Raw genomic sequence first — 13421 nt, forward strand, 5'->3', positions numbered from 1 at the left:
CGCATCCGGGGAGGATCAGATGGACAGGGTTGGACATTTCATTGGCGGCAAGCATGTCGCCGGAACTTCAGGTCGGTTCCATCCGGTCTTCAACCCGACGCTGGGTGAGCAGTCGAAGGAGGTGGCGCTGGCGAGCCGTGCCGAGATGGATGCGGCGATCAGCAATGCGCAGGCAGCCTTTCCGGAATGGTCGGCCAAGTCGCCGATCCACCGCGCACGCGTGATGTTCAAGTACAAGGAACTGATCGAACAGAACATGCAGGAGCTGGGCGAACTGCTGGCGTCCGAGCATGGCAAGACTGTCCCCGACGCCAAGGGCTCCGTGCAGCGCGGGCTGGAAGTCGTCGAGTTCGCCTGTGGCATTCCGCATCTGCTGAAGGGCGAATATTCCGACAGCGTCGCCACCGGCATCGACCTCTATTCCATGCGCCAGCCGCTGGGTGTCGTCTCCGGCATCACGCCGTTCAATTTCCCGGCCATGGTGCCGATGTGGATGTTCGCGGTCGCCATCGCCTGCGGCAACACCTTCATCCTGAAGCCGTCGGAGAAGGACCCGAGTGTCCCCATGCGCCTGGCCGAACTGATGCTGGAGGCCGGTGCCCCTCCGGGTGTGCTGAATGTCGTCAATGGTGACAAGGAATCGGTCGATGCGATCCTCGAAGATCCGCGCATCCAGGCCGTCAGCTTCGTCGGCTCCACGCCGATTGCCCATTATGTCTACAAGAAGGCCGCAGAGGCCGGCAAGCGCTGCCAGGCGATGGGTGGTGCCAAGAACCACATGATCGTCATGCCCGACGCGGACATGGATCAGGCGTCCGACGCGCTGATCGGTTCCGCCTATGGCTCCGCCGGTGAACGCTGCATGGCGATCTCCGTCGCCGTGCCGGTCGGTCAGGAAGCGGCCGAGGCCCTGATGGCCAGCCTGCGCCCGAAGGTGGAGACGCTGAAGGTCGGTCCCTCGACCGATCCGGACGCCCATTTCGGCCCTCTGGTGACGGCGGAGCATCGCGAGAAGGTGCTTTCCTACGTCAATCTGGGTATCGAGGAAGGGGCCGACCTGGTGGTCGATGGCCGCGACTTCCGCATGCAGGGCTACGAGAGCGGCTACTTCATGGGCGGCTGCCTGTTCGACAACGTGAAGCCGGACATGCGCATCTACAAGGAAGAGATCTTCGGCCCCGTGCTGTCGGTCGTCCGCGCCAATGATTTCGATGAGGCGCTGGCCCTGCCCTCCGACCATGAGTTCGGCAACGGCGTGTCGATCTTCACCCACAACGGCGATGCCGCGCGCGACTTCGCCCGCCGTGTCCAGGTCGGCATGGTCGGCGTCAACGTTCCGATCCCGGTGCCGCTGTCGTTCCACACCTTCGGTGGCTGGAAGAACTCGGCCTTCGGCGACACCAACCAGCATGGCCCCGAGGGCGTGAAGTTCTACACCAAGATCAAGACGGTCACGAGCCGCTGGCCCGGCGGCAACAAGATCGGCCCGGACTTCACGATCCCGACCGTGAAGGCCTGATTCAGGTCTTCAATCACCACGCCTGGTCCGTTGCACCAGGCGTGGTGAAACAGACGGTACGAATGTGGAGAGATGCAGCATGAGCCATTTCAGAACCGCCATGGTCGTGATGATCGGTCTTGCACTGCTGGCAGCGGGCGAGGCATCGGCGCACACGGGTGAAGGCCTTTCAGGCGGACTGATCAGCGGCTTCACCCATCCGATACTTGGCTGGGATCATGTCGTGGCCATGGTCGCGGTCGGCCTCTGGGGCGCATTCCTCGGCAAGCCCGCAATCTGGATCCTGCCGGTGGTGTTCCCGCTCGTGATGGCATTCGGCGGCGCACTCGGGGTTGCCGGCATTCCGGTACCGGCCGTGGAGGCGGGCATCGCCGTGTCAGGTATCGTCCTGGGGCTGCTGGTCGCGTTCGCCGTCAGGGCACCGCTGTGGATCGCAGCAGTCATCGTTGGCGTGTTCGCGATCTTCCATGGTCATGCGCACGGGACGGAACTGCCTGATGCGGCCAACCCGTTCGCATATGCACTGGGCTTCGTTGTCGGAACCGGGGTGCTGCACCTCGCGGGTATCCTGCTGGGCTTCGCCACTTCCATGCCGAAGGGTGCCTATATTGTCCGGGCAGCCGGTGTCGTGATTGCCGCGGTCGGCGGCGCATTCCTCGTCGGTATCGCTTGATCCGGAGCCGCACCGCATTCGGCCTTCTGGCCGCCGGCCTGGTCCTGATCGGGCCGGAGCTGGCCCATGCACATGCATTTTCCCGCAGCAGCATGCTGGCGTCGTTCATGGAGGGGGTGACGCTCCCCGTGATCGCGCCGACCATCCTGCTCTGCATCCTGCCGCTTGGTCTTCTGGTCGGGCTGGGCGGCCACACGAGAATCGCGCCGATCCTGCTGGCCTTTCTGGCGGGTGTCATCGTGGCAGTTCCGGTCGCATCCTACGTTGGTCCGTTCATTGAACCGATCGCAGTGCTTCTTGGTGCGATTTTCGCGGCACTCGCTGCCCTGCTGCCGAAGCTGCCCGGACGCATCGTCGCGATCCTGGCCGCGACCGGCGGCCTTGTCGGCTGCCTGAGTGCCCTGACCGGACATGCCTGGGGCGAGGTCCCCCTGCCCACCCTGCCCGGCCTGCTGCTTGGTTTCTTCATCGTCATGGCGGTCAGCGCCGGAGCCGTCATCAGAACCCGCCAGTACGCGGGCGGACCCGCGGCGATGCTAGCGTGGCGGATCGGTGCATCATGGTGCGGCGCCGTTGCCCTGATCTATGCGGCCTTCGAGAGCAGGGCCTATTTCTGAAGCTGCCGGTCGCTGCCTGCTTCGGCCTGTGGTACGTCAAATGGTTCCTGGACCCGTGCAACGCGCCTGAGCGCCACAATCAGCAGTGCATTTCGCCGTGAGGGCACGCCGTCAGATCGGCTTGCCCTCACTGCTCTTCCAGAGGTCGCCCATCAGTTCATTCGACGGCAGCGAAGGATCGAGCAGCTTCTGCGCGGTGGCATGTCCGGCGACCGGCAGCCCCGCTGGGTCCAGCTTGCCGATCTGCACCAGCACGGAGGCCTGATCCCAGTAGATATGCTCGTTGTAGAGCTTGTCGCCGCGGAAATGGACGATGGCGATCAGCGGGACCTCGACATACTTCCCCGTCGGTTCGATACCGGGCAGCATCCAGTCGATTTCCCGCGTGTGGGTGAAGCAGAACAGCATCTCGTCCACCAGCCGGTCGGTGCCGATGGTGCGGCTGATCGGCACCAGCTTCGTGTCCTCCGGGTTCGAATCGACGAAGTGGTACTTGTAGAACCGCTTCAGATGATCGTGCCCGACACCGCCGGTCATGGTCGGGATGTGGTTGACGTAGGGTGCCGAAACCATCGTCGCCATGGTGGCATCCACGTCACGTTCCGCGAACTCGTAGAAGCAGTGCATGTCCCAGAGCTGGCTGAGGTCATAGACCGGCCCGAGGACCCGTCGCAGCAGGGTCAGCGTGCGGGAATAGGCCATCATTGCCGACGGCTTGTCATAGTTCGCGCCGGTCGGGCGGGCGAAGCCGTGATCGGCACCTGGGTAGGTGTAGATCTCCACATTGGGCATGTCGGCGGTCGCGCCGCTGATCTGTTCGATCACTTCCGGTGGGGTGTAGCTGTCGAGTTCGGCGAAATGCAGCATCAGGGGCGCGGTGATCCGCCCCTTCTCCGCCAGATCCCCCTCGATCTTCACGCCGTAGTAGCCGACCGCCGCGTCGATGTCGGTCCGGGCGGCCACGAGCCAAGCCAGCCGACCGCCAAGGCAGTATCCGACAGCGCCGACCTTGCCGACCTGTGCCTCATGCGCGCGCAGAGCCGCAATGGTGGCAGCCACATCCTCGATCGACTTGTCCACGTCCAGCTTGCCGTAGAGATCGAATGCCTTCGCGCGTTCCTCCTCCGAACTGCCGAGTTCCACGCCGGGCTCGATCCGCCAGAACAGGTCCGGCACCATCACGACATAACCCTCTTCCGCGAAATAGTCGGCCATGTCCTTCATGAAGGCATTGACCCCGAAGATCTCCTGCAACAGCACCAGACCGGGGCCGGAACCCTTCTCCGGTGTTGCCAGATAGGCGCGCATGGTGCCTGCGCCATCCGTTGCGCTGATGTCAACGTAAGTACCCATCCGAAACTGCTCCCTCGTCCGAAACCTGATTCCCTAACCTATACGTAGCCGGCCATCTCGGCGATGACGGCGGGCCTGTCAGCGGCCAGGCCGCCCGACACACCCTTCGCCATGTCGCCCGGATAGATGTCGGCTTCCCCTGCCTTCATGCCGGCGAGCACTTCCGCGACGATGTCGGCGGGCGCGGCCTTCGGTGGCGGAAAATCCTTCGTCATGTCGGTATCGACCGCGCCGGGCAGCACCGCGAAGACCGCCACGCCGCGCGTGGCCAGTTCAGCGCGAATTCCCTGTGTCATCGAATAGACGGCAGCCTTGGAGGCGCAGAGCGAGCCCATCAGCGGCAGGTTCACCCGGGCAAGGATCGACGCCATGTTGACGATGGCGCCACCGCCATTGCCTTCGATCACCGGCGCGAAGGCCCTGCACATGTTCAGGGTGCCGAAATAGTTCGTCGTCATCTCCGCTGCGGCCGCATCCGTCTGGTCGGTATCAAGCAGCTTCGTATTGAAGTTGATGCCGGCATTGTTGATCAGCACCGTGGTGTCGGCGCAGGTTCCCGCCGCCGCCGCGATGTCGGCAGCACTGGTCACGTCCAGTTTCACCGGGACGACACGGCCGTCGTCATGTGCGCCGTCGCCCTTGCGGCTGGCGGCATAGACCTTCGCGGCCCCTGTGGCGAGCAGCGCATCCACGAAGACCTTGCCGATGCCCCGGCTGGTACCCGTGACCAGAACTGTCTGCCCCTTGATATCGACCATTCGCGTCCCCTCCGTTCCCGGTTGCGAGTCCAGCCAGTCCGGATCGATCACCGGCAGTGGAACCGCGTCTATGAGCTGACGTGTGTAGGCATTTCTCGGGCCCTGAAACACGTCGGCAGTGTTGCCCTCTTCTACCACGCGCCCGCCCAGCATCACCATCACCCGATCCGCCAGCACCCGCACGACCGACAGATCGTGGCTGATGAAGACCAGTGACAGGCCCATGTCCCGTTTCAGATCGTTCAGCAGGGCCAGGATCTGCGCCTGCGTCGAGACATCCAGTCCGGAAACGATCTCGTCGGCCACGATCAGCCTTGGTTCCGTCGCTATGGCGCGGGCAATGCCGACGCGCTGACGCTGTCCCCCGGAAAGTTCATGTGGATAGCGCCGCGCAAAAGCATGCCCCAGTCCCGCCCGGTCGAGCGCCAGATCCGCGCGTTTCAGGGCCGCACGGCGGTCCTGTTCCAGTCCCAGTGTCAGCACGGGCTGCGCGACGATCTCGCCGATCCTGCGGCGCGGGTTGAGTGACGACTGGGGGTCCTGGAAAATCATCTGCATGTTCCTGCGATGGGCGCGCATGGCAGCCTCATCCAGGGTGGTGATATCGGCGCCATCGAACAGGATCTGCCCGGAGGTCGGCTGGTACAGTCTGACGATTGCCCGGCCCAGGCTGGTCTTGCCGGACCCGCTTTCGCCAACAATGCCGAGCGAATGCCCCGCCCGCAGGTCGAGGCTGATGCCACGCAGGATATCGACCATCGGGGGTTTGCTGAACATGCCGCCGCGCGACCGGTCCGGCAGGGACAGGGTCAGGTCGCGCACCTGCAGCAGCGGCGGACTCATGGATTGGCCTCGTCGAAGCGGCGTGCGGCGGCGCGCAATTCCTGGTGAACATGTTCCGGCACCGGATGCAGTGCATCCGCAGGCTGGTCATAGCGCGGGGTTGCGTCCATCAACGCGCGGGTGAAGGGCGTGGCATGCGCGGACATGATGTCGGCGATGCCCCCCTGCTCCACCACCTGCCCGGTGTGCAGCACGGTGACCCTGTGACAGACCTTCGCCACGATGCCCAGGTCGTGGGTGACGAACAGGACCGCCGTGCCGTGTCGTTCCTGCATCTGGCGGATCAGGCGCAGGATCTGTTTCTGTACCGTCACATCCAGCGCCGTCGTCGGCTCGTCCGCGACGATCAGCGACGGTTCGGCGGAGAAGGCGATGGCGATCAGCACCCGCTGACGCATGCCGCCCGAAAGTTCGTGGGGATAGCGGTCGAGGACCTGTTCTGGGTCACGGATCTGCACTTCCTGCAACAGGCGCAGCGCATTCACCCGCGCCTCCCCCCGCGACTGACCAAGATGATGACGCAGCATGTCGGTCATCTGCGCCGAGATGCGCCGGGCGGGGTTGAGGCCGGTCAGCGGATCCTGCGGTATCAGCGCGATCTCGCGCCCCAGCAGCGACCGGAGCCGTTTCGGGGGCAGTCGCAGCAGATCCTCGCCCCGGAACCGGACAGTGCCGCCGGTGACCCGGATCGCATCCGGCAGGATGCCGAGGACGGCCCTGGCGATCATCGTCTTGCCTGCACCGCTTTCCCCCACCAGGCCATGGACCTCCCCCGCATCGACAGACAGGGAAACGTCGCGGACCAGATGGGCACCGCGCCGCAGCGACACGCGCAGATCGCGGATGTCGAGGACCGGGTTCATCGGCGCAGTACCGGATCGAGAGCGGTCTTCAGTCCGTCACCCAGCAGGTTCAGCGCCAGTACGGCGATCAGGATCAGCCCCATGGGAAAGGCCATCACCCACCAGGCCTGATGAATGACCTGCCGACCCTCCGCAATCATGCCGCCCCAGGTGGGGGAATCGGACGAGACCGAGAGGCCGACGAAGGACAGGATCGCCTCCACGATGATGGCGATGCTCATTTCCAGTGTCAGCAGCACGATGACCAGTGGCAGCACGTTCGGCAGCACTTCCCGGAACAGGATCGCGCCCCGCTTCAGCCCGCCGATCACCGCCGCATCGATATATTCCATCTCCGTCTGCGCCAGCGTCTCGGAGCGCACGACGCGGCAGAACCGCGTCCAGTCGATCAGCACGATGGCGATGATGACCGAATGCAGCCCGGTACCGATCAGCGCCACCAGCATGATCGCCAGCAGGACCGGCGGAAAGCTGGTCCAGATATCGACCATGCGGGAGATCACGACGTCGATCATGCCCCCCATGTACCCGGCCAGCAGCCCGAGGGCCGTGCCGAGCAGCATGGTCAGCACCCCCGCGACGACGGCCACGATCAGTGCCGGTCGCGCGGCATGGATCAGGCGCGACAGCACATCCCGGCCAAGACTGTCCGCCCCCAGCGCCCGTGTCGGATCGGCATCGGCCTGCCACCAGGGCGGCAGCAGCTCCAGGAACAGGTCCTGCTCCAGCGGATCGACGGGTGCCAGCAGCGGGGCCGCGATTGCAATCAGCGCCAGCACCAGCAACGCGCCGCCGCCCACCACGATCCGCCAGTTCAGCCGCGCCCCGGTCATGTGCGCAGCCGCGGGTTCAGCAGCCCGTAGGAGAGGTCCACCAGCAGGTTCACGACGATGAAGATCACGGCGAAGCTCAGGATCAGCCCCTGGATCAATGGCAGGTCCCGGTTGATCACCGCATCGATCGCCATGTTGCCGATACCGGGGTAGGAGAAGATCTTCTCCACCAGCACAGTGCCGCCGACCAGAAAGGTGAACTGCACACCGGTCAGTGTCAGTGCCGGGATCGAGGCATTCCGCAATGCCTCCACCCAGATGATGCGCCAGCGGGAAAAGCCCTTCACGCGCGCGATCATCACGTAGTCCTGGGCCATGGCCTCCGCCAGGCTGTTCTTCAGCACCCGCGTGATGATCGCGGCCAGAGGCAGCGCCAGCGCAATCGCGGGCATGATCATGTGGGCCAGCAGGTCACCGACGACGGTGAACCGCACACTGACCAGTGCCTCGATCAGGTAGAATCCCGTGGCAAATTCGGTGCCCAGCCGTGGATCGACACGGCCGGAGATCGGCAGCACCGGCAGCAGCACGCCGAAGACCAGGATCAGCGCCAGCGCCCAGATGAAATCCGGCACCGCCAGCGTGAACCCGTTGATGGCGTCAATCAGTGTCTCGGGCCAGCGCCCCCGGAACAGGATCCCGACCGTTGCCGCCAGAACCCCTACGGTGACCGCCATGATGGTGGCAAGAACCGCGAGTTCCAGCGTTGCCGGAAGACGCCCGAGCACCAGTTCCAGAACATCCTGCCGCAGGCTGATGGAGGTCCCGAAGGAGCCCTGCAGCGCCTGTCCCAGCCAGATCACATATTGCTCGACGATGCTGCCATCCAGCCCGTAGGCCTGACGCAGCCGCTCCATGTCTTCCAGGCTGGCCCCGGGGGGCAGCATCATGGCGATGGGATTGCCCGGCACCACGCGGACCAGCACGAACACCACGACAGAAACACCGAACAGCGTCGGCACCGCCTGCACCAACCGGCGGAGAAGCAGGCTGCCACTCATTCAGACTTCCCCGACTGGACTGGAGGGCAGGACCGCGCCACGGCCGTCGCGGCGCGGTCCCGGCAACAGCGGCGGCCTCAGGCCGGTTTCACGGCCTGGGGCAGCAGGACACCCGAAACATGCGTGCCGACAGAGACAGTGTCAGCATGAACGATCGGCTGGACGTACTGCAGCAGCGGAATGACGTAGGCATTCTCGGCGATATGCCTGTCCACGGCCTTGTAGCCGGCAATGCGCCTGGCCTCGTCGGCCTCGCCCCACAGCGGGCCGATCATGTCGATCAGATCCTGCCCGTCCCAGACGGAATGCGGCGACGGTCCGAACATGGCAAACCCGGTCGAGGTCGAGGGATCGCCGATGGAGTTGCCCCAGTTGTAGAACGCCGCCGGAGCCAGCGTGTCCGTCGCGCGCAGCTCGTAATGCTTGGCGATCTCGTAGACCTCGATCTCCGCCTCGATCCCGACCTTGCGCCACATGCCGACGATGGCCTGCACCATCTCGTAGTCCTTCGGCTTGAAGCCGCGGGTGGTCTGGATGCGGAACCGCACCGGATTGTCGGTCGAATAGCCACTCTTCGCCAGCAGCGCCTTCGATGCCTCCGGGTCGTAGGCCACCTGGATCGAGGGATCGAACGCCGCGTACTCCGGTGCCTGCAGCGTGTCGATGGGCACGCCATAGCCCCGCAGCAACCGGTCCACGATGGCCTTCTTGTCGATGGCGTGGGCTGCGGCCTTGCGCACGTTCGGATCGGTCATGACCTCGATGTCGTTCAGGAAGATCATGCCGATGTCGCTGACCGGTGTGGTGACACCCGCCAGACCCGACTTCTGCTTCAGGCGGTCATATTCCTGATACGGAATCTCCAGCGTGATGTCGGAACCGCCGCTCTCCACTTCCGCCACGCGGGCAGACGCATCGGTGACGAACTTGAAGACAACGGTCTCGAAGGCCGGCTTCTCGCCCCAGTAGTTCGGGTTCCGCTTCAGCCGGACGAAGGCGTTGCGCTGGAACTCCTCCACCATGTAGGGGCCGGTCCCGATCGGGGCCTTCTCGAAACCTTCCGCACCGACCTTCTCGAAATAGGCCTTGGGCATGAAGTAGCCGGTCAGGAACGAAAGCCACTTGAAGAATGTCGGCTCATAGGCCGCAACCTTGCCGGTCACCCGGTTGCCGCTGACCTTGTAGTCGGTGACCTTCGACCAGAGAAACTGGATCGGATTGCCGGTCTCCGGGTTACCCGCGCGGGTCAGCGACCAGGCGACATCCTCCGCCGTGAAGGGGGAACCGTCGTGCCAGGTAACACCTTCGCGCACGTCCATCCAGATCTCGGTACGGTCATCGTTCCAGCCCCAGCCGGTCAGCAACCCTGGTGAGAAGCTGAGGTCGGGGTTCTGCGTGATCGGCTGGTCGTAGACTGTCTGATAGAATGTCTGGATCGTCGGATTGACCGCCGACAGGCCGACGGTCGGATCCCAGGATGGCAGGTTGACATGATAGGCGATGGTCACCGCCCCGCCGCCGTGCGCCGCCGCCAGCGCTCCACCCGGTGCCAGCAGCATCGCCGCCGCCCCCAGGCCCGTACCCTGCAGCATCTGCCTGCGTGTGAGTTTCATTGTCCCGCCTCCATACCCGGTTTCGTTCCTGCTGGCAGCAGTATGGCGCGGCGACCGTCGCTGGCAACCATGCATGCGTTTCGATGCGCCGCATCATCCGGGACGAAACGCACATTGACCTGGACGCCAATTGTTCAGGAAAAGGTGCAGTTGCATCCTGCAAACGCGCGTCGAGTCACGTGTAGGTTGTGAGCCACGGGGTTGAATACGATCATGGCAGCAAGACCATGACGGTGCGGCCCCGAATGAGAGACAGGTCGAGCGACAACTGGACGTCGACCAACGGGGGAGAAGACAGGGAATGAGTGCCAAGGACAAGATCTTGACGGCAGCAGGTGAATTGTACGGACAGCAGGAGATCGCGATGGTCTCCCAAAGGCAGATCCTGCAGGCTGCCGGTCAACGCAACACGTCGGCGATCCAGTACCATTTCGGATCACGGGAAGGCCTGTTGCGGGCCGTGTTCGAACGCGGTGTCGCGAGAATTGATGCCCGCAGGAACCAGCTTGTCGACGAACTGGAAGCCTCGGGAAGGCAACCGGTCGTGAGTGACTACATCAACGCGCTGGTCCGCCCCCTGTGCGAACAGCGCTCCGACGGTGAATCCGGTCTTCAGACGCTGCGCTTCCTCGACCAGGTCCTGAAGGATCCAGATCTGCGGCTCATGGAGATCATGAAGGGGATGGACAGCGGCATGCGTCGGGCGCATCAGGGTGTCGTGCACTGCCTGCCCGACGTGCCGCCGATGCTGCTGCGCTACAGGCTCTACGCAGGCAGCCGTGCAGCCTCCGGTGTATTGTGCGACTGGGACAGGAACGGAAAACTCGACGATCTCTCGGACGTCTTTACCGACGATCTGGTCGCGATGGTACTTGCCATGGTCACGGCACCGGTTACACCGGGTGCGGACAGGCAGTTGGCTGACAGGGCGGCCGGTGATCCCGAGAAGATGGGCTACACTGCGCCAACCACACCAGACGCGTGATCACCGGCAAGGCGAACAACCTCGCAGGCACTTGATCTGAGGGGGATCGACCCGCTGACAGGATCGCAGTTCGCGGTGCTGACAGCCTGGTTCATGTTGGCCCCCAACGGGTCCCCCGTGCCATCGCCATATGCTCGACCGGACGGATCCGGCACCCACCAGCCATGCTGTGCGAAGACCTGGCCTTCGCGCAGCTTGCGGGTCACCCTGGCGCGGGCAACGAAACTGCCCGTGGCCGTGGAAACACGGACCCAGTCCTGATCCGCAATCCCCCGCTCCGCCGCTGTCGCCGCGCCGATTTCCAGCAACGGATCCGGCACCAGCCGGCGCAGGGACGGCAGGTTGCGATGCTGGCTATGACAATAGGCGACGGTCTTCGCGCATCCCAGACTCAGGGGCAGCAACGGATCTGCGGCTTCGGGAACCTGTGCCGGATAGGGCAAACCGGACCCGACGTGCTGCTGCAGCACCTCCGACCAGACCTCCAGTCGGCGGGTCGGCGTATCGAAACCCGCGACCTGGCCGGATTCGTCCTGCAGGGCATGAGGGCGGTAGGTGACCTCTCCCTCCAGGCTGATTCCTTCCGGTTTGCGGCGCAGTTCCGCGACGGTCAGGTCTGATGGAGCCAACAGGTGATCGTGTCCCCGATCCACATCGCCATCGAAGAAACGGTCGGACAAGCCCAGACGTTCGGCAAGTTGCAGGACGATATCGATATCCGAGCGTGATTCCCCCACCGGTGCCACGACCGCCGGACGCAACTGCACGTGCCGCTGCCCCTCCAGGCTGTTGTCGAAGCTCGTGCTCAGCCCCTCCCGCTCCCAGGATGTCGCGACCGGCAACACGATGTCGGCGTACTCCGCTGTAGCGTTCAGGAAGAAATCCGTGTGGACATGAAATTCCAGAGCGGTGAGCGCCTGCCGCGCCAGCGCCGTATCAGGCTGCGAAGCGAGCAGATTGCCGCCGAAGGAGAACAGGGCCCGCACCGGATATGGCCCCTGCCCCAGCACGGCGCGATAGACGTCACGACCGGTGACCCAGGCATTTGCCGGGGGTCCCAGGGGCCGCTCTGCCAGACCCAGCGCCTTCGCCCGCTGTTCTGCGGACAACAGCTCGGGACCGGATATGTCGTTGAAACGCGCGATTCCGCCCGCCACATTACCGCCCGGCACGCCGATGCTGCCGGTCAGGGCGTGCAGCAAGGTCATGGCACGGTCGGTCTGTGTGGCCGAACTGCTCTGCCCCACACCATTCCATGTGTAGTAGGCAACGGATGCGCTGTCGCCAAGGATTGCCGCGGCCTTCTCGAGGGCCTCGACAGGTATGCCGGTAACCCCGGAAACATGGTCAGGCGCGTGACGGTCCAGCAATTCACGGTAGGCGGCAAAGGCGGAACGGCAGTCGATCCCGCCCGAGAGTGTCTCGACCCTGCAGCCACTGTCGAGCAGCAGGTCTGCCCGATCATCAAGCCATTGGCCGGTCGACCGATCATAGCGCAGCAGGGCGCCGGACGATGACTGGCCAAGCAGCACGTCCGACGAGCCATCGGCCATCAGGTCCGACTGTCTGAGGAACCGCATCTCGTCGCCATGCAGCAGCAGGGGACCGTTGCTCCAGTCGCGCATGAAAGCTTCATCAAAGCGGCCATCCCGCACCAGCAGGTGCGCCAGGCCAAGTGCCAGCACCTGGTCCGTACCCGGCTTTACCTGCAGCCAGCAGTCGGCACGACTGGCGAAGGTGGTCGGACGCGGATCGACCACGACCATTCGTGCGCCGTTCTGCAGCCCCTTCTGCACTTCACCGGCCCTGGCCAGCCAGGTATTCGCCGGGTTGTTGCCCCACAGCAGGATGCAGTCGGTGTTTGCGAAATCCGGAACTCCGATGTCATGGCCTGTCGTGAACTTCGCCGCCTCGTCCTTGTGCCAGTTGCAGATCTCCGTCGAGTAGATCGTGTTGGGACTGCCGAAGGCGCGGATGAAGCGCTCGATCCAGGCGATGCCGTCGGATAGCTGTGTGCCGCTGGGTGTGGTGACGGAGAAGGCGACCTGTTCCGCGCCATGTGTATCCCTGACCCGGCCCATCCGCGCCGCGATCTCGTCCAGCGCCTCGTCCCAGCCTATTGGCTGCCATTCGGTCGGCCCTGCCCCCTTCGGCGTGGTCCGGCGCATCGGTCGGGTCAGACGGTCAGGGTGATAGACCTGTTCCGGGGCGGCGCGGCCCTTCGGACAAAGTTTCGCGCCTGTCGGATGGTCCGGCATGGGCTCGATGCCGGCCAGGCGTCCGTTCTCGACCACGGCGATGCAGCCGCAGCGTGATCTGCACTGGGCGCAATAGGCAGGGACATGTCTCGTGTCTGTCATGCG

11 protein-coding genes are annotated in these 13421 nt (G+C 64.4%); 4 read left to right on the forward strand and 7 right to left on the reverse strand.

Features of this window, described 5'->3' with window-relative positions; translation table 11 throughout:
• Positions 1 to 19 precede the first annotated feature (19 nt).
• The 3 genes from QGV55_RS08685 (at position 20) to QGV55_RS08695 (ending at position 2809) form a co-directional block, all read left to right on the forward strand.
• Positions 20 to 1519, forward strand: a complete 1500-nt coding sequence (locus tag QGV55_RS08685) for a CoA-acylating methylmalonate-semialdehyde dehydrogenase (RefSeq protein ID WP_281017217.1) — start codon at positions 20 to 22, stop codon at positions 1517 to 1519.
• Between the two features lie 79 nt (positions 1520 to 1598).
• Positions 1599 to 2192, forward strand: coding sequence for a HupE/UreJ family protein (locus QGV55_RS08690; RefSeq protein ID WP_281017216.1), 594 nt, complete (start codon positions 1599 to 1601; stop codon positions 2190 to 2192).
• Positions 2189 to 2809 (forward strand): hypothetical protein, encoded by a 621-nt coding sequence (locus QGV55_RS08695; RefSeq protein ID WP_281017215.1) that lies wholly within the window; start codon positions 2189 to 2191, stop codon positions 2807 to 2809. The genes QGV55_RS08690 and QGV55_RS08695 overlap by 4 nt, the downstream gene beginning before the upstream one ends.
• A 111-nt stretch (positions 2810 to 2920) precedes the next feature.
• Here the strand turns inward: QGV55_RS08695 and QGV55_RS08700 are convergent, their stop codons facing one another.
• The 6 genes from QGV55_RS08700 to QGV55_RS08725 all read right to left on the reverse strand — a co-directional run bounded on the left by QGV55_RS08700 (position 2921) and on the right by QGV55_RS08725 (position 10073).
• The gene (locus tag QGV55_RS08700) at positions 2921 to 4162 is read right to left on the reverse strand and encodes a dienelactone hydrolase family protein (RefSeq protein ID WP_281017214.1); all 1242 of its coding nucleotides are present in this window, start codon (positions 4160 to 4162) and stop codon (positions 2921 to 2923) included.
• A gap of 38 nt (positions 4163 to 4200) precedes the next feature.
• Positions 4201 to 5763, reverse strand: a complete 1563-nt coding sequence (locus tag QGV55_RS08705; RefSeq protein ID WP_281017213.1) for an SDR family oxidoreductase — start codon at positions 5761 to 5763, stop codon at positions 4201 to 4203.
• Positions 5760 to 6626, reverse strand: coding sequence for an ABC transporter ATP-binding protein (locus QGV55_RS08710; RefSeq protein ID WP_281017212.1), 867 nt, complete (start codon positions 6624 to 6626; stop codon positions 5760 to 5762). The genes QGV55_RS08705 and QGV55_RS08710 overlap by 4 nt, the downstream gene beginning before the upstream one ends.
• A complete protein-coding gene (locus tag QGV55_RS08715; protein ID WP_281017211.1) occupies positions 6623 to 7459 on the reverse strand; it encodes an ABC transporter permease in 837 nt (278 codons plus the stop codon). Before QGV55_RS08715 ends, QGV55_RS08710 begins: the two co-directional genes overlap by 4 nt.
• Complete coding sequence (locus QGV55_RS08720; protein WP_281017210.1) at positions 7456 to 8460, reverse strand: ABC transporter permease; 1005 nt, start codon at positions 8458 to 8460, stop codon at positions 7456 to 7458. The genes QGV55_RS08715 and QGV55_RS08720 overlap by 4 nt, the downstream gene beginning before the upstream one ends.
• A 77-nt stretch (positions 8461 to 8537) precedes the next feature.
• Positions 8538 to 10073, reverse strand: coding sequence for an ABC transporter substrate-binding protein (locus QGV55_RS08725; protein WP_281017209.1), 1536 nt, complete (start codon positions 10071 to 10073; stop codon positions 8538 to 8540).
• A gap of 301 nt (positions 10074 to 10374) precedes the next feature.
• Between QGV55_RS08725 and QGV55_RS08730 the strand changes: the two genes are divergently transcribed.
• Positions 10375 to 11058 (forward strand): hypothetical protein, encoded by a 684-nt coding sequence (locus QGV55_RS08730; RefSeq protein ID WP_281017208.1) that lies wholly within the window; start codon positions 10375 to 10377, stop codon positions 11056 to 11058.
• Here the strand turns inward: QGV55_RS08730 and QGV55_RS08735 are convergent.
• Complete coding sequence (locus QGV55_RS08735) at positions 11028 to 13418, reverse strand: molybdopterin-dependent oxidoreductase (protein ID WP_281017207.1); 2391 nt, start codon at positions 13416 to 13418, stop codon at positions 11028 to 11030. The genes QGV55_RS08730 and QGV55_RS08735 overlap by 31 nt on opposite strands.
• Positions 13419 to 13421: the final 3 nt, after the last annotated feature.

Source organism: Minwuia sp. IMCC3009 (assembly GCF_029909415.1).
GTDB lineage: Bacteria > Pseudomonadota > Alphaproteobacteria > Minwuiales > Minwuiaceae > Minwuia.

What these genes read in the sequence shown, in the direction of transcription:
- QGV55_RS08685 (WP_281017217.1), top strand. Translation starts at nt 20, where the DNA reads ATGGACAGGGTTGGACATTTCATTGGCGGCAAGCATGTCGCCGGAACT.
- QGV55_RS08690 (WP_281017216.1), top strand. Translation starts at nt 1,599, where the DNA reads ATGAGCCATTTCAGAACCGCCATGGTCGTGATGATCGGTCTTGCACTG.
- QGV55_RS08700 (WP_281017214.1), bottom strand. Translation starts at nt 4,162, where the DNA reads ATGGGTACTTACGTTGACATCAGCGCAACGGATGGCGCAGGCACCATG.
- QGV55_RS08705 (WP_281017213.1), bottom strand. Translation starts at nt 5,763, where the DNA reads ATGAGTCCGCCGCTGCTGCAGGTGCGCGACCTGACCCTGTCCCTGCCG.
- QGV55_RS08710 (WP_281017212.1), bottom strand. Translation starts at nt 6,626, where the DNA reads ATGAACCCGGTCCTCGACATCCGCGATCTGCGCGTGTCGCTGCGGCGC.
- QGV55_RS08715 (WP_281017211.1), bottom strand. Translation starts at nt 7,459, where the DNA reads ATGACCGGGGCGCGGCTGAACTGGCGGATCGTGGTGGGCGGCGGCGCG.
- QGV55_RS08720 (WP_281017210.1), bottom strand. Translation starts at nt 8,460, where the DNA reads ATGAGTGGCAGCCTGCTTCTCCGCCGGTTGGTGCAGGCGGTGCCGACG.
- QGV55_RS08725 (WP_281017209.1), bottom strand. Translation starts at nt 10,073, where the DNA reads ATGAAACTCACACGCAGGCAGATGCTGCAGGGTACGGGCCTGGGGGCG.
- QGV55_RS08730 (WP_281017208.1), top strand. Translation starts at nt 10,375, where the DNA reads ATGAGTGCCAAGGACAAGATCTTGACGGCAGCAGGTGAATTGTACGGA.
- QGV55_RS08735 (WP_281017207.1), bottom strand. Translation starts at nt 13,418, where the DNA reads ATGACAGACACGAGACATGTCCCTGCCTATTGCGCCCAGTGCAGATCA.